General features: G+C 41.1%; 15 protein-coding genes and 1 pseudogene. 2 read left to right on the forward strand and 14 right to left on the reverse strand.

The window, feature by feature from the left end; genetic code table 11:
• Nucleotide 1 precedes the first annotated feature (1 nt).
• The 12 genes and pseudogenes from CWC18_RS12385 to CWC18_RS12435 form a co-directional block, all read right to left on the reverse strand.
• Nucleotides 2–1195, reverse strand: coding sequence for an imelysin family protein (locus tag CWC18_RS12385; RefSeq protein WP_138675370.1), 1194 nt, complete (start codon nucleotides 1193–1195; stop codon nucleotides 2–4).
• 17 nt (nucleotides 1196–1212) lie between these two features.
• On the reverse strand, nucleotides 1213–2655 hold the full coding sequence (locus CWC18_RS12390) for a di-heme oxidoredictase family protein (RefSeq protein WP_138590270.1): 1443 nt from the start codon (nucleotides 2653–2655) through the stop codon (nucleotides 1213–1215).
• Nucleotides 2652–4355 (reverse strand): di-heme oxidoredictase family protein, encoded by a 1704-nt coding sequence (locus CWC18_RS12395; RefSeq protein WP_138590268.1) that lies wholly within the window; start codon nucleotides 4353–4355, stop codon nucleotides 2652–2654. Before CWC18_RS12395 ends, CWC18_RS12390 begins: the two co-directional genes overlap by 4 nt.
• 96 nt (nucleotides 4356–4451) lie before the next feature.
• The gene (locus CWC18_RS12400) at nucleotides 4452–5885 is read right to left on the reverse strand and encodes an imelysin family protein (protein ID WP_249930116.1); all 1434 of its coding nucleotides are present in this window, start codon (nucleotides 5883–5885) and stop codon (nucleotides 4452–4454) included.
• Between the two features lie 395 nt (nucleotides 5886–6280).
• A pseudogene (locus CWC18_RS21955) lies at nucleotides 6281–6590 on the reverse strand (ISAs1 family transposase); the annotation flags it as partial.
• A 182-nt stretch (nucleotides 6591–6772) separates the two neighbouring features.
• Nucleotides 6773–8767, reverse strand: a complete 1995-nt coding sequence (locus CWC18_RS12405; protein ID WP_138590265.1) for a TonB-dependent receptor plug domain-containing protein — start codon at nucleotides 8765–8767, stop codon at nucleotides 6773–6775.
• 124 nt (nucleotides 8768–8891) lie between these two features.
• On the reverse strand, nucleotides 8892–9155 hold the full coding sequence (locus tag CWC18_RS12410) for a CBU_0592 family membrane protein (RefSeq protein ID WP_138590263.1): 264 nt from the start codon (nucleotides 9153–9155) through the stop codon (nucleotides 8892–8894).
• 162 nt (nucleotides 9156–9317) lie between these two features.
• Nucleotides 9318–9569, reverse strand: a complete 252-nt coding sequence (locus CWC18_RS12415) for a hypothetical protein (protein ID WP_119862865.1) — start codon at nucleotides 9567–9569, stop codon at nucleotides 9318–9320.
• A 4-nt stretch (nucleotides 9570–9573) separates the two neighbouring features.
• The gene (locus CWC18_RS12420; protein WP_138590261.1) at nucleotides 9574–9978 is read right to left on the reverse strand and encodes a DUF1761 domain-containing protein; all 405 of its coding nucleotides are present in this window, start codon (nucleotides 9976–9978) and stop codon (nucleotides 9574–9576) included.
• A gap of 85 nt (nucleotides 9979–10063) precedes the next feature.
• A complete protein-coding gene (locus tag CWC18_RS12425; protein ID WP_138675371.1) occupies nucleotides 10064–10585 on the reverse strand; it encodes a response regulator transcription factor in 522 nt (173 codons plus the stop codon).
• A gap of 4 nt (nucleotides 10586–10589) precedes the next feature.
• Complete coding sequence (locus CWC18_RS12430) at nucleotides 10590–11813, reverse strand: sensor histidine kinase (protein WP_138590257.1); 1224 nt, start codon at nucleotides 11811–11813, stop codon at nucleotides 10590–10592.
• A 100-nt stretch (nucleotides 11814–11913) separates the two neighbouring features.
• Nucleotides 11914–12315: a DUF4440 domain-containing protein gene (locus CWC18_RS12435; protein ID WP_138590255.1), complete on the reverse strand. Its 402-nt coding sequence runs from the start codon at nucleotides 12313–12315 to the stop codon at nucleotides 11914–11916.
• 145 nt (nucleotides 12316–12460) lie between these two features.
• On the opposite strand from CWC18_RS12435, the gene CWC18_RS12440 reads away from it, so the two are divergent.
• Nucleotides 12461–13525, forward strand: a complete 1065-nt coding sequence (locus tag CWC18_RS12440) for a ketoacyl-ACP synthase III (protein WP_138675372.1) — start codon at nucleotides 12461–12463, stop codon at nucleotides 13523–13525.
• Between the two features lie 65 nt (nucleotides 13526–13590).
• Nucleotides 13591–15060, forward strand: a complete 1470-nt coding sequence (locus CWC18_RS12445) for an aminoacyl-histidine dipeptidase (protein WP_138590251.1) — start codon at nucleotides 13591–13593, stop codon at nucleotides 15058–15060.
• Between the two features lie 84 nt (nucleotides 15061–15144).
• Here CWC18_RS12445 and CWC18_RS12450 read toward each other — a convergent pair whose 3' ends face one another.
• Both CWC18_RS12450 and CWC18_RS12455 read right to left on the reverse strand, forming a co-directional pair.
• Nucleotides 15145–15582, reverse strand: coding sequence for a BLUF domain-containing protein (locus tag CWC18_RS12450; RefSeq protein ID WP_138590249.1), 438 nt, complete (start codon nucleotides 15580–15582; stop codon nucleotides 15145–15147).
• Between the two features lie 162 nt (nucleotides 15583–15744).
• Nucleotides 15745–17112: a leucyl aminopeptidase family protein gene (locus tag CWC18_RS12455; RefSeq protein ID WP_138590248.1), complete on the reverse strand. Its 1368-nt coding sequence runs from the start codon at nucleotides 17110–17112 to the stop codon at nucleotides 15745–15747.
• Nucleotides 17113–17115 lie beyond the last annotated feature (3 nt).

The raw sequence follows: 17115 nt of genomic DNA on the forward strand, positions 1-17115 counted from the left end.
TTTAATCTCCGTCGTTAGTATTAAACCCTGGAGCAAGATCTGTCACTTGAACAAAATCAGTACTCATAATAGTACGTAGCTCTGTGATATCTTTGCGGAGTGCTTGTAATTTAATCTGCCCCTCATCTGTTTTAATCAAATCAGCTAACGTGTCACCTTTAAGTCCATTTACATTTGTCAATAAAGTAGTAAACGCCGTCATAATTGAAGTATTAACATCTTCTCGATTATTCACTTCAGTTAGATAGTCGTCAAAACCAAACTCATTAAGACCTTGATACTGAGAAAATAAGGTATTGATGTTAACAGCTATATTATCTAATGAACTTAAACTTATAGCACTTTCGAGTAAATCACCTTTACCAGGGGCGCCAACACCTAACGGCGCTTTTAACTTGTCGTCATTGATGATCTCTAGATATTCAAACCATATCGTAAGAAACTTTTCTATTGCGTGTTTTTTACTATCGAAATCACCACTGCCTTCTTTAAAACTCTGAGCATATCCTGAGTTCCACTGCAATAAGGTATCTTCCATGATATCACTTACATTTGTTGTAATAGCTTTAATATAACTACACCTATTTTCTCTGTCTTGCGCGCTCAGTAGTGATGTTGCTGGATCATTGTTAAACAACACATATTCCATTGCTGGCAAGCCCTGAATTTGGTGCTTTTGACTACCAAACCCTTCAGAAAAATCACTTTTTTCTGCCAGTGTAGCCTCTACATCTGAAGATAATTTACTGGCTGATATCGGCCAAAATTGCACTCTTGAGTAATAAAATGTTTCAGCAATGGGCCCGAATTTTAAAGTTCTAGCAGCCTGCCAAGCCACGCTTGTCTCACGCCAAGTTTGTTTGAGCTTTTCAAAATCAATATTTGTAGGCGTTGTCAACGCACAAAATTCAGTACTTTTATTTTCTAACTTTTTAGCCGCTGAATGCATATCTTGGTACGCTGGTAAGATCGCATTATCAACTAGACTTGCTGTTAGCCTCGTTAAACCATCATTAACGCTTAATGAACTTACAGTCGGAGTCGTTGGCACTGTTGATGTCGCTGGGGTTTTATCCGCCCCACCAGATGAACCACCACATCCCGACAAGAGAGAAAAACTAAATGCGCCCGTTATTAATAACAACATAGGATTGTTTTTATGAAACACTATTTTAAAATCCGAGAAAAAGTTCATTGCTGATCCAGCCTTGATTAAATTTGATTAATAAAGTGAAGTAACGCTTCACGTTCAGTCATAGTTAGGTTTATAAAGCTATTTTGCTGTGATTTTGCTTCACCGCCATGCCATAAAATCGCTTCTTCTAAGGTTCTGGCCCGACCATCATGCAAATATGCCGCGAAACCTTGTACACGTTTTTGTAGACCAATCCCCCATAGCGGAGGTGTTCTCCATTCTGCACCCGTTGCAGAATTCTCTATACCTTCATCTGCCAGCCCTTCACCCATATCATGCAAAGCTAAGTCGGTATAAGGCCAAATTTTTTGACCTGCAATTGCTGCTATAGAGTAATCGGGATCCGTTATATAACTCGGCGTATGGCATCTATTACAACCTATTTGATAAAATAGTTTTCTCCCTTGCATTGCTTGTTTACTGGTTAAATCTCGAGCAGGCGGTACAGCTATTGTTTGGCTCATAAAGACAGTGAGATCATGTAACTTTTTTGGTATGTCTAGTGTGCCATGAGGGTCAACATCAGCGGCTTGTTGGCATCTAACTTGATGAGGTAGGCACTGTTCTTTTTCAAATATTGGATTAGTAATACCAATATCATGCACAAAAGCGCCTGCAACTTGCTGTTCCAATGTGCTATGTAATCCTTTAAAACCAAAACGGCCAATCTGTCGGGTTTGGTCAATCGCATCGACTACAACATTGTATTTTCCACTGACACCATCACCATCCCTATCATCGATATCTTCTTGTACTAGCAAATCCTCTGCTTTTATCGCATCCAATAATCCCATACCATAGACTGCGGGCGCGTAGCGTGCCGATAGCCTTGAGTCACTATCCATTTGTCCATAATGATAATTATCAAATTGGTATCGGGGTTTGCGCAAAGTATATTCAGTTCCGTCGGTATATTTTCCAATTATTTGTTCATAGAAAACGCGAACTTGCCCTTCACCTTTCAAAGGCCCGTTCAAGTTGGGGTGAGACAAACGCACATTAAGAGGTTGTAGTTGTCCGCCATATCTGCTGTCTGCCATGTAACTATTTATATTTAAAAACCGAAATAGCAATGCTGGTGGTGCAATCTCTCCATGTTTTGGAGGCTTTCCACGGCCACCATCTACATGACACGTTTTACATGAGCGAGCATTAAATAACGGTCCTAATCCATCACGGTCCTTTGTGATCGCAGGTGATGCAACCCACGGGTCTCTAAAAAAAGAAAACCCGTCCCAAAAATCTAACTGGCTCATAATGGGCACATTGTCTGCCGGATACACAAATGTACGTTTAGACAATACTTTACGTGTTGCCTCCCCCCCGGGTTTTAATTCACTTACGCTAAATTGCGGCGTATCACCAAAGGATCCCGCTACTTTATATAAAGCAGCACCAACTATCAGTACGACTCCAATAATAATCCGCATTTTTAGTCGATAATTACGTTTTATAGTCATAACGAATTCAAAAAAGCCTGTAAGTTTGAGCGCTCTTCTTTAGTCATATTGATATAGCCTTTTTGAGCCGCCAATGCTTCACCTCCATGCCACAAAATCGCTTCTTCAATTGTTAACGCTCGACCATCATGAAGAAAAGTCGCTTTAGGATTGACCGTCTTCACTAAACCTATCCCCCATAAAGGCGGGGTTTTCCATTCAACTCCTGTTGCATCTCCCTCCGGACGTCCATCGGCTAACCCGTCACATCGCTGGACATAGAAACACAGCTCACCACTTGAACAACTCTCACCTGACGCCAATTCTCGAGTAACTTCACAGGTGCCACCCATATCATGTAATAGCAAATCTGTGTAAGGATAAATCACTAAGTTCTCAAGTGCGTTAATATTGGTTTTAGTGTCTTTGATTTGTAACAAGTCAACATCTCCTAAAACACTACCGAGCGCCCTACCGGTTTTATGGCGCGGTACATGACAACTATGGCAATTAGCTTTATAAAACAAAGCCCTTCCTGCTAAAACATCTGTGTTCCATGTATTATTCTCTTCGTTAAACCCTCTACGCTTTGGCACAGCAAGCGTTCGGTTATAAAACTCCACCTGTGCAAGGTCAACATTGTTTAAATCCACACCATCATGATGCTTGTTATTTTCTAGTAAAGCTTGTTCGTTACATGCTGTCTGTAAACTTGTACATGGCTCTTCAGGCTTAATAGTATTTGTCACGCCCATGTCGCCTCGATACGCACCTGAAATCTGCTGTAGTATCGATCCTGTAACAGCCTTCTGTCCGAATCTTGCTAACTGACGAACGCCTGTTATTGGTTGTGACGTATATGCAGCTCGACCCGAAATACCATCATTGTTACTATCATTTGGGTCTGCATAGACTAGAATGGACGATTCCGGAATACTTTCTATTAGACCAGAGCCATACACGTGTGGTGTCACGCGTGCTGAAAACCTGACATCTTCATTAAAATCTCCATATGCCAAATCTTTCACTTTATAAATGGGCTTTCTAAGTGTGTAACTTGTTCCATCAGCAAACTCACCATGTTGTAATTCATATTCAACCCAGGTATATGCTTCGCCGTAGGATAAGCCTTCGTTAATCGCTCCTTGATATTTCGCTAATATAGGACCAGATTTGCCTTCAATTACACCAAATACTTGAAGTTGAGCACCATAAATTGGATCAATACTACCTTTTGAGCTCCCTACCTTTAAGAGCATACTCATCATTGGCTCGATATTCGATGACGGAACTTCGCCTCTGCCATCTTTAATATGACAACCTTGACAACTAGTATTATTAAACAGTGGACCTTCGCCATCATGGTTACTTCTAAATGTGTGATCTCCTGCTTTAAAAACAGCGTCCCATTCAGGTAGTTGCACAATTGCCGGTATGGCTTGGCTAAAGGCATCATTATTTTGAATATCTGTTGTTGCAGTATCTGCAGATAGGTGCTCATTGCTATCAACTTTATCAATTAACAATGGTGGCAACCCATCATCGACAGTAACTGAAAACGCATGATTTGACGTATCGAGAACAGGATCAGGTGGGGTACTGGTATCTGGTGGTATACCTGTTGCCGGATTACTTGATTCGCTCGAACCGCCACCACATGCCGACAGTATAATAGTGGCAATAGATGCAGCTATATAATTATATTTATTTAAAAAATTCATCTTCAGTACCCCTACTTCTTCATTACAAAATTGCAATGCCGAAAACTGAAAAAGGCTGACATTGCATCAGCCACTATAAAAATTATACGGTATGTATTAGATATCTTCTTCGGTATCATCTTTAAGTGAGTCATCGATTTCCAAACCTAGAGCATCAACCGCCTTTTGTATCAAGTCAGTTTGCTTTACAAGCGCTTGGATAGTCGAATAAACATCTTGCTTATTTTGTTCATTTTGTATTTGAACATCAAAAGACATGCCTAGTTTAGCCGTGTTATCAATTACCGAAGCTGTCGCCATTGTCGTTTCGAGAGCCGCGCGTAATTCATTTGCAAGCTCATGATGTCCTTTGGCAACCAGTAGATCATGAATACTAGCGCCAACAAGTGCTTCACCATCAACTTTCGTGTAAGAACCTGAATAATGATTCTGAACCCCTTTTGCATTTAGCCAAATGTCCCTATGTGTGTTGTCAGAAAAACAGGAGTGTTCATCTTCTTGGCTATTAGTTCGCACTGCGATGCTCATACGCTCACCCGCTAATTCACCAAAACTCAAGCGCCCCATGCTTTCAAACATCGATGCTAGACTCTTATCAACGTTTTCTGCTTTGGTATATTCAGCGTAGTGAAAACCTGATCCAGGTTTCCATGCGTTAACAACATTAGTTAAATCATCAACGAGTAAATCGGCAGCAGCAATGAGAAATTGTGCTCTGCGTTCACATACTGCATCTTGTGCACCCTGCTCACCTGATGTGCATGTTCTTCCATTTGCTTCATCAGCAGGGATCGTTGCTGCTGTATAGAAATCAGTAACCGGACGGTGTCCAGCTGTGTAATCTCGCTCTTCGGTATAAGTAAGATCAGCGTTTAAATCCTGACCCCAAAGAAGAAACTCAATAGCATGATAACCTGAAGTAACATTTGCTTCTTCACCATCTAATTCAAATTTCTCTTCTAATAGTGCCTTGGTGATAACAGGGAAAGATGATGCGTCATGAATAATGTTTCCACCCTCTTGGTAAACAGCTGCGTTGCCACGACCCTCATTACCGTCCATATCAATGGTGTAGTCAATCAAGGCTTCAGCTAAAGGCCACGCATTAATCGCACCTTCTGGACCTTCACCATCAACAAGTGTCCATTCGCCAGCTGTATTTTTTGTTAACGCATCGATGGGGCCTTCACGAAAACGGTATACCTCAGTTTGACCGTAAGGCTCCCTCGCCGCTAACCATGCCGATTTGGCAGCGGTAAAATTGGCTTCAGTGGGGTTCTGCACAAGCTCTTTTACCTTCTCTTGTAAAAGCTTTGCTGTGATCAATGAATCTGCAAATGCTGCATACGCATGTTGCGCATTAGTATTGACGACATCTTGTGCCGTTACAAAATTACTGACACCCGCGACACCTTGTTCACCTTGAACACCTGCGGTGCCAGAGGCGCCATCTTTTCCATCATCACCACTACATGCTGCTAGTACCCCAATACAGACTAAAGTTAACGCAATATTTTTAATATTTCCCACAATCATTCTACCTTTTGTATTAGATTATTTTAATCTCTGAAATATTAAACAATAAACAATTCGCAATCAATAATTATTTTCATTTGCATTTGCATTTTAAATACTCTTTTTTGCTCTAGATCAAAGTTATCTTATAAATTGCAGCCCAAAAGCGAAATAAATTGATATTAATTAATATTTTCATCAGCAGGTTTGCGCTTGGCGCGAGCACTCTTTGTTAATTCCTGTTAACAAACCAAAAGTTCTGCTCTAAAATCATTGTAAAACTGACTGCAACAAGTTTGCCTCGAATTAAACCTAGGATTTTTTGTGCAACATTAGCCCTGTTGTGAACAACTCGCCTAAACAACGCCATATACTGGGCACCCGGTGCCTCAAAAATTTGGCAGTTGTTGGAAGACATTTGAAATTGCCGAATATAGCTTTTTGATTGCCCTTAGCTTGCACCACATAGTCTGCTTTGCGGCTGACAAGTTGGTTTAGCGTCTCTTTTTAGCAATGCATTGCGTCTAATGTGGCCATCGCACCGGTAATATAAAACATTTGGAGTAATTCACGCACCGCTGGGATTTCATAACTTTTGTTATCAACACAGGTATGGAGTAAGGTCAGTCCTGAATCGCAATCGTACACTGAAACCTAATGGGGCTTATCTATAGCGCGTTTGCTAGCAGTAATCAGGTCATCAAGGCCTCGGAAGGTACGAGCGCTGCTGTGCCGGGTGTGAATATTATGTACAAAAGTACAAAAACGCCTTAGCTATGAGGTTTTTTATTAGTTCGAGATGAGAAAATAAAGACGTGCATCATAGGTTTGACTTGTTTAAAAAGCGAGATCCAGCCCTGTAGGTTTGTGCGAGTATTAAAAACTGAATACTCGCTTTAAAATTAAAACATATAACTATATTGTAAGCGCAGGTTTCGCCCTTTCGCAGGAACCCTTCCATTTTGCATTCTAGGGTCGAATACATCATAGTTTTTATCAAATAAATTTTGCGCTTTTAAGTTCAAAGACTGTGTGGGTGACACTTGCCATGTCACGCTGGCACCGACAATGAAATATGAAGATTGGTCATAGTGAGGCGCTAAACTTAGATCTAACGACTCAACAAATACCGCATCACGCCAAATAGCATTCAAACTATATTGAAACTCTGACACTTGATGCGTTAACGCCATTGCCCCAAAGCGCTTAAAGCTTGCATTAAATGGTTCATCAAACAATTGCGTGTAACCCACTTCAAACCAAGAACTTGGAGATAAATTAAAGTTTCCGTTAAGTTCTATACCCTGCACACTTGTTTCGAATACGTTGTCGAACGTAAAGCGGCCCTGCTGTACATCAATTGGCACAAGGTTTATAAAATCTTCAAGCTCATTGTCAAATACAACAACATCGGCTTGCCAAGACTCATATTGCGTATGCCACACTATCTCGGTTGTTTTAACATACTCAGATTTAAGGTTTGGATTGCCAATCGTCACATCATCATTTGAGTTCAGTTCATTACTCACTGGGGTTCTAAACGATTCTCCATATTGCAACTTTAATGTATGACCTTCAAAAACATCATATATAACTGCTAATCTCGGAGAGAGTTTATTATCTATGTGCTTTACTTCATCAAAACGCGCCCCAATAAATAAGGTGACTTTATCGTGTGCTTGATACTTGGCTTGCCCATAAGCAGCATAAGAGTCAAAAGACTGCAATAAATCGCTAAAAGCAGCGTAATCAACAACAGTGATAACCCCCCCTTGATCAAACGCTTCATCTACATATATATCACCACGAACAAAATCAAAATAACTCGTTCTAACTCCAGCTTTAGATTGCTCCTCTTCGGAGTACTCCGCACCAAAATTAAAGACTAAACTTGGGTCAAACGTATAAGCAGCATCAAGTTTAAGCGTTGCGTCTTTGGTACTCCATGACGGCCCAACATAAAAGTTACGCTCTAACGCGAGTTGTTCCGCACTTGCTAGCAAGCCATTACTGTCGATCTGGTGCTCAACATATTGTAACTCACTGGTTACTTCCCATACTTCATCATTCAACCATGCATAAGCAAAATTGAATGCGAGGTTTTCACTTTTATGGTTATTGCCTTTAGACCACCCAGCTAAGTTTACAAACTCACTTAATTCAGTTTGGTTATGATGTATGGCAAAGTGCCCTTGCTTCCACTTAATACCTACTTCAACAAAATGGGTATTAAGTGGGTCTCGCACATCAAATTCAGCGTAACGTTCTCCGTTACGCTGCTCCCATGACACGTTGGCATATATATCGTAAACTTCATTCAGTGGCTGAAACACATTCAAGCTACCTTGAAGGTGTCCATGCTCTCCCACAGCAACCGACACTTGATTGTGCTCTTTCTTTGTCACTACATTCATCACACCTAAAAATGCATTGCTGCCATATAATGCTGAGCCTGGGCCGCGAATAAACTCAACACGTTCGATAATCTCGATAGGAATAAATGGCATATAAACAGACGCTTTGCCAAACGAAGATTCGTTGAGCCTCAAGCCGTTAATCATCACCAAGACATTTCCACTATCAAGGTACACACCTCTGGCATGCTCCTTAGGGACTGCGCCAACCCAATCTCCTCGCGTTGACTGAAAACCAGGAACAAAGTTCATTAGGTCGTAAGCATTACTCACACCTAACAGTGAAATATGTTGTTCATTAAAAACGGTAATACTGGAAGGAACGCTCGCGCGTGTTTCTGCGGTTTTTGTTGCTAAAGTAATGTTGACGTCAAGCAACTCTTCGAAAGATAGTTCAAACAACCCTTCTTCGCTATTAGCTTGAGCTACACTTAAAAATGAAACTGCATACCCCAAAAAAAACAACGCTACTCTATTAATCATCACATTCTCTATATTACTAGAAGGCTGTGTGCAATAGTTTACGTCACTGCACAGCAGCCAAATCAACTTTAATAATACTAGCGATGGCTAACTGTGCAAGCTTTTAACTCGAGTTTATTGATAATTAAGCTGTTGCTGTTGACTGTTTGGCCTTAAAGTACTTATATAAACCAATTAATGATGCGGCAATCCAAAAAATTTCAATAACAAAACTGGCAAGGTTGAAGTTATAACACAAACTAATGAGTAACAGTATCGCGCCGGATAAGTTCATTACGTTGTATGTTAAACCCTCTGGGCTTGCTTTTCCTAGTTGAAGCATAAAAAATGCCCCTACTACTAACCCAGTTCCACTCATACCAATTACATCAAACAATATGTCGATCATGTATTTTCCATCTGTGCAGTCGATAATATGTCGTATCGACTAAAAAAGTCACCCAAACTGACTGGCCCATTCCATGGGAAGGGTTGTTTTCAATCGTTGAAACAGCACAAAACTGCGCAATCGTAACATTGAGGGCAATGAAAGAAAGGTCAAATGTCCGCTCTACTTAAACGTAACCTTACCACCAATTATTTTAAGTGCAGGTGTTCCCCGTATTAGTGTTTGCCGTGAAAAAAGTGTATCGCATTCAGGGCAATGAGTTTGGTTGTGTGTGAAGTCTTTGCTGATCCGTTCAATAAAGCATTTTACCAAAGCACCTTTACCGCCTTTACGATATTTAAACAACGCAGCTCGACATTTAGCACATGCAATATCAACGGTACGTGTTGGGCCTACTTTGTTTGGCTTCGCCATTTAATTACCCTGTTAAACTTAATACAACAGCATTTAGTATAAACTGAACCACATGGTAACCGCCATTGACTAAAAATAACTTTAATGGCCTTTGTTCAAAAATATAGCTAATACCAAACGCTGCACTGACAAAACCCAACCCTGTGAATAATCCTAACAATATGGCCTCAACTAACGTTGGGTCTTTGCCTAACAATACAGCCATGGAAAAAGCAATAAACAAAGACAATAGCAATACCACCCCGTAAATCATTTTGGGATCGCTATTTTTTAAGTCTAAGTCGGTTAAACCGCAGCCTTCCATCCACACCCGCCCAAACAACCAAGGAGAGTACCAGATGCCTCCCAGCATGAATGAAGAAAGTGCGGCCAATAGCACTGCCCAATAATTTAGTTCTAATATTTCCATGGCCCATATCTCTCACCGTTCATTATTTCAATTTAGTTAATAAACAGACCGTATGCAACCATACAAATGTTCAAGTATTTGGCAATTACCTTTGCGCAGGTTTTTTTTGTAATTTACGTTGTAACGTGCGCCGATGCATATTGAGCTGTCTGGCTGTTTGCGAGACATTGCCTTCATTATGTTTTAAAACTTGTTGGATGTGCTCCCATTCTAGTCGCTCAGGAGACATTACTGTATCTGGTAATTGTGTGACTGCACTCTTACCTATCAGTGCCTGTAAAATCACCTTCGTATCCGCTGGTTTAGTCAGGTAATCATCCGCGCCTAATTTAACTGCTTCCACCGCCGTTGCAATACTGGCAAACCCAGTCAATAACACTAACTTACTATCGGGACAAACCGCTTTAAGCGGTTCAATAAAGTGTAAACCTGATTGTGTCGTAAGTTTCATGTCCAACAATATGTATTGCGGTAAAAATGACGCGCAAACCATTAATATATCATGTTCATCATTTACAACTTTGCAGTCGAACCCATACTTGCCCATTCGCCTTGACAAGGTATTTGAAAACGCAATGTCATCTTCTATTATGAGTAATTTTTTCATATCTTTATATTTTGGTAGGAAGGTGTAAATGTGTTTGTGCCCCTAAACTAGGGTGGTTTTCAATGGTTAAACTGCCATTAAGCCTCTCAAACGTCGCGTGTGATAACAGTAGTGCTATACCCATTCCATTATCGCTTTGCACTATTTCATGGCCCAATTCACTTAATTGCATAGGGTCGATCCCTTTCCCGTGGTCAATAATTGTTAAAGACCAGGATTTTTGTTCAGCCTTACTGCACAACTGTATAATGTTTGAATGATTTTGCTGATTAGCACGTGCTGCATTATTTAAAATATTTAATAATGCCGGCAACAACATCGGATCTCCGCTCACTTGTAAATTAGGCGACTCATCCGTTATCTCAACCTTTTGGTCTGGGTATTGTAATGCCATAAGTGATGCTAACTCCTGCAGCACATCCGATACGGCCTTTCTGTGTTCCATATGGCCTAATTTTAAATTTTCAGTTTGTGTTCTAAACCCTGCAAGCTGTCGCTTACATTGCTCAAGTGCTATCACTATATCTGGAATTGCTGGGTGCTTAGGGCAGTCTTCGGCTATTTCTTCAAATAATAAATTTAAGTTAGCAATGGGTGTTGCCAGCTGGTGTGTCGCTTGGGCTGCGGCACTGCCTAAAGCCATTATTTGCTCGCTTTTTAATTGCTGCTCTCTCGCTTGCGCCAATTTGTGTTCTTTATGCTGAATCTGATTTACCAACGCCATAACAACCGCAACAATCACAATGACGCTAAAAACAAAATTGACCAACATACCGGTTAAGTGCTGGTGCATGTCCATATGATGCACGTGATGGTTAGGCAGTGTAAAAAATAAATAGCCATAGCTTGCCAGTGCACACAGCGCAACGATCACAACGTAGTTTTTAGGCACAGTTACGGCTGCTATAACAATGGGTAACAATAATAATGAAACAAACGCATTACTTGCGCCGCCTGATAAAGATAATAAAACAGTCAAAAATAATAAGTCAGCTAAGAGCTGCAATAACATCCCAGTAGGAGCAGCTTCACTTTTATGGCGGTACGCATAAACACTCATTAATTGGAAAAACGACTCAACACCAATAACAAGAAAAAAAGGGGATAAATTAATGTTTTCTTCAAATAAATACGCAGCGCTGCACACCATTATCAATTGCAACACGATAGCGATAGTACGAAGTAATAACAACCTTCCGATGGATGAGGTAGGAGAGAATACTATCATAAAACCCTAATAGACCTAACATAATTGTTGCTGCACACTCTAACGCCATTCTTATAAATGGCAAGTACCTGCTGAAGGGTTACCGTGTTATGCCAATGTATTATTCTTCAAACAGCAACTCAAACTCAGGACAAGGTGTTCCTTGGTGATAAATAAGCTCCCAATGATTTTGTGCCCGCTTCCAAATCGACATACGAATAGAGTAATGCAGTGGCGCTTTGGCACTATGCCGATACGCAGCATGATAAGTTAATTGTGCAAGGTCATCACTTAACATCTGACCTTTAAAAGATTGATTGTAAAATTGCGGTACCTTTTCATTTGGTAGCCGTGACATTACATGGGCCTTATTAAACATCATACCATTGGCTGATATTTCATGAAAATATGGGTTTAGCAATTTATCTAAACTCGATGATGATTGTCTGATACTCGGTTCTAACAGCACCCTCTCCTGCTCAATTAAATGCCCAAGTAAAGATTCAGAGATTTTTATCGTCATGATAAATAGTCATAATAATTTGAACAATCGTTATTAACAGCGTAGTCGAGAGCGAGCGTCATAACAATAGCTACTGGCTTTGAAATACAATTTTTGCTATAAATGCCAGCGACGCCAGCTGCGTCAGACAAGAATAGAGAACCTTATGATTTATGCCAAAATTACTGGTTGGGGTAAATGCGTCCCACCAGCCACACTTACAAATGACGACATAAGCCAAGTTGTAGACACAACTGACGAATGGATAAGTACCCGTACAGGTATTAAAGCGCGCCGTGTTAGCCATGTCAGCACTGCAGAGTTAGCCACTGTTGCAAGTAAACATGCCATAGCGTGTGCCGGCCTTGAAGGCAAAGATATTGATTTAGTTTTATTGGCAACCTGTACTCCGTCAACCATGGTGGCAAACACAGCATCACTGGTGCAAAAAAACATCGGTGCAGAAGGTGCCGCAGCATGTGATACAAATGCTGCATGTTCTGGCTTTTTATACGCACTACAAAATGCCACAGCGCAAATTCAAGCAGGCATGATCAAACGTGCTGTCGTTGTTGCTGCCGAACGTATGACTTGGTATGTAAATTGGTCAAAACGAGATAGCGCCGTACTATTTGGCGATGGAGCTGGCGCAGTTATACTCGAAGCAAGTGATGAACCTTATGGTCTGCTAAGTACTAAAACGGGCTGTGATAGCACTGATCGAAAAATATTGCATATAGAAAACTATGGTACTGATTTAAGCAGGTACGAACCTCCGGGGCCATCCGAATTACTATTTGAAGGTCGAGAAATATTCAAGCGCGCTGTAAAAGGGATGAGTGATGCATGTGATGATGTGCTTAATCATGCTCAGCTTTCTCTCAAAGACATTGACGTCCTTATCCCACACCAAGCAAACTTACGTATAATTCAGGCGATACAACAACGCTTAGATATCGATGATAATAAGGTTATGGTGAACATTGATAAGTATGGTAATACGTCTGCAGCGACTATCGCGATTGCTCTATGCGAAGCCGTTGAACAAGGGATCATAAAACCCAACGATAACATCATGTCTGCAGCCTTTGGTGCAGGGCTGACATGGGCTGCAAGCTATATAAAATGGGGTGAACGCGTTACACCTATTAATATCAGCGATGCCACATTACCAGCAACAAATAAAACAGGCTTAGAGCTCATATCAGAATCAGTGAACGCATGCCAATAAAATGATTCCTTGTCCCCTATTACGATGATAAAATAACAGCAATTTTACTTATGTAGGGGACTGTTTTGTTCACCCAACACTCTGATATCGCTCAACTAGAACCAAAAGAAATATGGCAGTTTTTTGACCAAATCTGTGCCATTCCCCATCCATCTAAACATGAAGAAGCCTTGGCCCAATTCATTATAAATTGGGCAACCGAACAAGGGTTGGTCGTTCGTCGTGATCCAACGGGTAACGTCTTTATTAAAAAGCCTGCCACAGATGGCATGGCGCATATCACACCCGTAGTGCTACAGGCACACATTGATATGGTGCCGCAAAAAAATGACGATACAGCACACGATTTTACAAAAGATCCTATACGACCTTATATCGATGGCGACTGGGTAACAGCAACGGGCACAACGCTCGGTGCCGATAATGGCATGGGTATGGCGTCTTGCCTTGCAGTACTTGCTGCTAACGACATTAAACACGGCCCTCTTGAAGTACTACTCACAATTGATGAAGAAGCAGGCATGACTGGTGCTTTTGGCTTAGAAGCGGGTTACCTAGAAGGCGAAATATTACTAAACACTGACTCTGAGCAAGAAGGTGAGATCTATATGGGCTGTGCCGGTGGGGTAGATGCAACAATGTCACTCCCTATCCAACGTGCTCAAGAAAATCAAAACCATATTGCCTTTAACCTAACATTAAAAGGTCTCAAAGGCGGGCATTCTGGTGTAGATATACACACGGGCCGAGCAAACGCCAATAAGCTGTTATCACGCTTTTTAAAAAACCACCTTAATGACATCCCATTTCAACTTATCAACTTTAAAGGTGGCTCGTTACGTAACGCTATTCCGAGGGAAGCATACGCGCAAATTTCAGTCGCGCCAGAGCACGGGTCGCTATTAGCAACACACATCACCGACTATCTTAAGTTAGTGTCGGTAGAACTCGCATCAATAGAAACCAGCATCACATTTGAAGCGACTCCTGCGACTTTAGACGATAAGCCAATGACAAGCCAGTCAGCACTGCAAGTACTTGCTCTACTAAATGCATGCCCTAATGGTGTTATCAGGATGAGTGATGATATAGAAGGCGTAGTAGAAACCTCCCTAAATATGGGCGTGATCAATACCCACGATACCGAATTTGAAGTGCTTTGTTTGGTTCGTTCATTAATTGACTCGGGTCGCGCTGATGTAGAAGGGCAATTGCGCTCTTTAGCTCAATTAGCTGGAGCCAATGTGACTTTTTCAGGTACCTACCCTGGTTGGAAACCAGAACCTGATTCTAAAATATTGCATATTTTCCGAGATGTCTATGAAGGTATTTACGGCAAAAAACCACATATCATGGTAATACATGCAGGCTTAGAGTGTGGTTTGTTTAAAAAACCGTATCCAGACATGGACATGATCTCGTTTGGCCCAACCATCAAATTTCCACATTCACCTGACGAAAAAGTCAAAATTGATACAGTGGGTCTTTACTGGCAGCAAATGAAAGCCATACTTGAAAATATACCTGCAAAATAAACAATATAAGCCCACGCCTTTATCCTGTAATAACACCCTCATGATAAAGGCGACTATTTAATTACCGGCTCAATAATTACCGACTTAACATGCACTATGCAATAGATAGCCTGACGAAAATACCTTAAGTCGTTTTACCGCAGGTGATAGCCCCTCGACTAACCCACCTCTGGTGGCGGCTTTTATTATATCGTCCAAAATATCATATTTGCTATCATGCTCTTTCTCTAGGTTAATCATATTCATAGTCCTGCCAGAATAAACCCGGCAACTTGCTGTCCCTAGATAAATAACCTGACTCTGTTGGTGTCTCTCATTTTGCTCGATGCGGCGATACACGCTATTAATAACCGTTACGTCACCTTCTAACATCTGCAAAAACCATCCACCGTTATAAAAAAGGCTACCCGAGAATCCTAAAGATGCATTATTTCGTTTGACGACTTCTAGGATATCTAAAAAATAAACGCTTGTAAGCGCTCTACTCGTTTGACTAAGATAAATTAATTGATGTGGTGGCATATCCAATTCCCTGATGTGAATTTAACTTAACGCATAGAGAATGAATAAAAACTTGGCAAGGTAAAGATACAATCACTTGAAGTATTCGATAGTGAAGCATAAAAAAGCGCAGCTGAATAAGCTGCGCATTTCACATGGTATATTAAAAATCAAAGTGAGAGTCTAAACGCTGTAACGCTTCTCAATATATGAGAACGTCGCTCTGAGGCCTAAGCCTTCACCACCTGTGGGTCTACCTGGCAGTGGACGAATATTCCATGACATTACGTCAAAGTGAACCCATGGGGTTTGAGATGGCTCAACAAACTCTTTCAAGTACAACGCTGCTGTGATTGCCCCACCAAAAGGGGTTGAACCACAATTCGAAATATCTGCCACATCACTTTTGAATAACCCTTTATACTGATCAAACAATGGAAGTTGCCAAACTGGATCTTGATTTACCATGCCCTGTTCAACCAACCCATTTGCAACGTTTTGATCCGTACTGAAGAAACCCGGTAATTCAGTACCTAACGCGATGCGACATGCGCCAGTCAAAGTCGCGAAATCCAGCAATAAATCAGGTTGCTCATTTTGTGCTTCTGCCAATGCATCACACAAAATTAAACGGCCTTCAGCATCGGTATTATCTATTTCTACCGTGATCCCTTTACGTGTTTTTATCACATCACCGGGTCTAAATGCATTACGTGACACTGCATTTTCTACCGCTGGCACTATTACCCGTAATCTAACTGGTAAATTTGCAGCCATTATCATTTGTGCTAAGCCAAGAACATGGGCTGCTCCACCCATGTCTTTTTTCATATTACGCATACCCGCAGCTGGTTTAAGATCCAAACCACCAGAGTCAAAACACACCCCTTTACCAACTAAAGTAAGCTTTGGATGTAATTCTTCACCCCATACCAAATCAAGTAGCCTTGGTTTGTTATCACTGGCACGACCAACCATATGAACTGTAGGATAGTTATGCTCTAGTAGCTCGTCACCCACTAACTCATCAAACTGACCGTTAAACCGGTCCGCAAGTTCTCGCATTATTTCAGCTAAATGCTGGGGCATCATGTCTGCCGCAGGCGTATTAACCAGATCTCGCACTAAATAAATCGACTCAGCTTGCTGAGACACTTTACGGTAAGTTGATTCATCGCTAATAGCTAAAACGGATTCTACAGGGGGCAATGATTTATAGGCCGAAAATTGATAAGCGCCCAGTACAAAGCTCAGTGCTTGTTGGCCCACAAATTCATTACTACCTTGAATTTTATACTGGCCCTTTGGTAATTGTTTTGCCAAGTCACCTGCTAGCCACATATCATCTAACGTATCAACCGTACATAACACTAATAGTAACTCACAACTGCCTTCTGCTGCGAGTGTAAATACCGGTGATGATTGACCTCGACATGCTTTAATAGCATTGGAAACATATGGTGTCTGCTCATCAAGCCAAGAGTCTAAGTCTGCCTTCTCAACAAAATGTAATGGTATTCCTTGATCAGAGTGGATCAGTAGTCCGCGCATAAT

This window comes from Pseudoalteromonas aurantia (assembly GCF_005886875.1).
Classification (GTDB): domain Bacteria; phylum Pseudomonadota; class Gammaproteobacteria; order Enterobacterales; family Alteromonadaceae; genus Pseudoalteromonas; species Pseudoalteromonas aurantia_A.

Bases quoted from the DNA above. Each gene is read 5' to 3' on its own strand.
- CWC18_RS12385 (WP_138675370.1), bottom strand. From the start codon at position 1,195: ATGAACTTTTTCTCGGATTTTAAAATAGTGTTTCATAAAAACAATCCT.
- CWC18_RS12390 (WP_138590270.1), bottom strand. From the start codon at position 2,655: ATGACTATAAAACGTAATTATCGACTAAAAATGCGGATTATTATTGGA.
- CWC18_RS12395 (WP_138590268.1), bottom strand. From the start codon at position 4,355: ATGAATTTTTTAAATAAATATAATTATATAGCTGCATCTATTGCCACT.
- CWC18_RS12405 (WP_138590265.1), bottom strand. From the start codon at position 8,767: ATGATTAATAGAGTAGCGTTGTTTTTTTTGGGGTATGCAGTTTCATTT.
- CWC18_RS12410 (WP_138590263.1), bottom strand. From the start codon at position 9,155: ATGATCGACATATTGTTTGATGTAATTGGTATGAGTGGAACTGGGTTA.
- CWC18_RS12415 (WP_119862865.1), bottom strand. From the start codon at position 9,569: ATGGCGAAGCCAAACAAAGTAGGCCCAACACGTACCGTTGATATTGCA.
- CWC18_RS12420 (WP_138590261.1), bottom strand. From the start codon at position 9,978: ATGGAAATATTAGAACTAAATTATTGGGCAGTGCTATTGGCCGCACTT.
- CWC18_RS12425 (WP_138675371.1), bottom strand. From the start codon at position 10,585: ATGAAAAAATTACTCATAATAGAAGATGACATTGCGTTTTCAAATACC.
- CWC18_RS12430 (WP_138590257.1), bottom strand. From the start codon at position 11,813: ATGATAGTATTCTCTCCTACCTCATCCATCGGAAGGTTGTTATTACTT.
- CWC18_RS12435 (WP_138590255.1), bottom strand. From the start codon at position 12,315: ATGACGATAAAAATCTCTGAATCTTTACTTGGGCATTTAATTGAGCAG.
- CWC18_RS12440 (WP_138675372.1), top strand. From the start codon at position 12,461: ATGATTTATGCCAAAATTACTGGTTGGGGTAAATGCGTCCCACCAGCC.
- CWC18_RS12450 (WP_138590249.1), bottom strand. From the start codon at position 15,582: ATGCCACCACATCAATTAATTTATCTTAGTCAAACGAGTAGAGCGCTT.
- CWC18_RS12455 (WP_138590248.1), bottom strand. From the start codon at position 17,112: ATGCGCGGACTACTGATCCACTCTGATCAAGGAATACCATTACATTTT.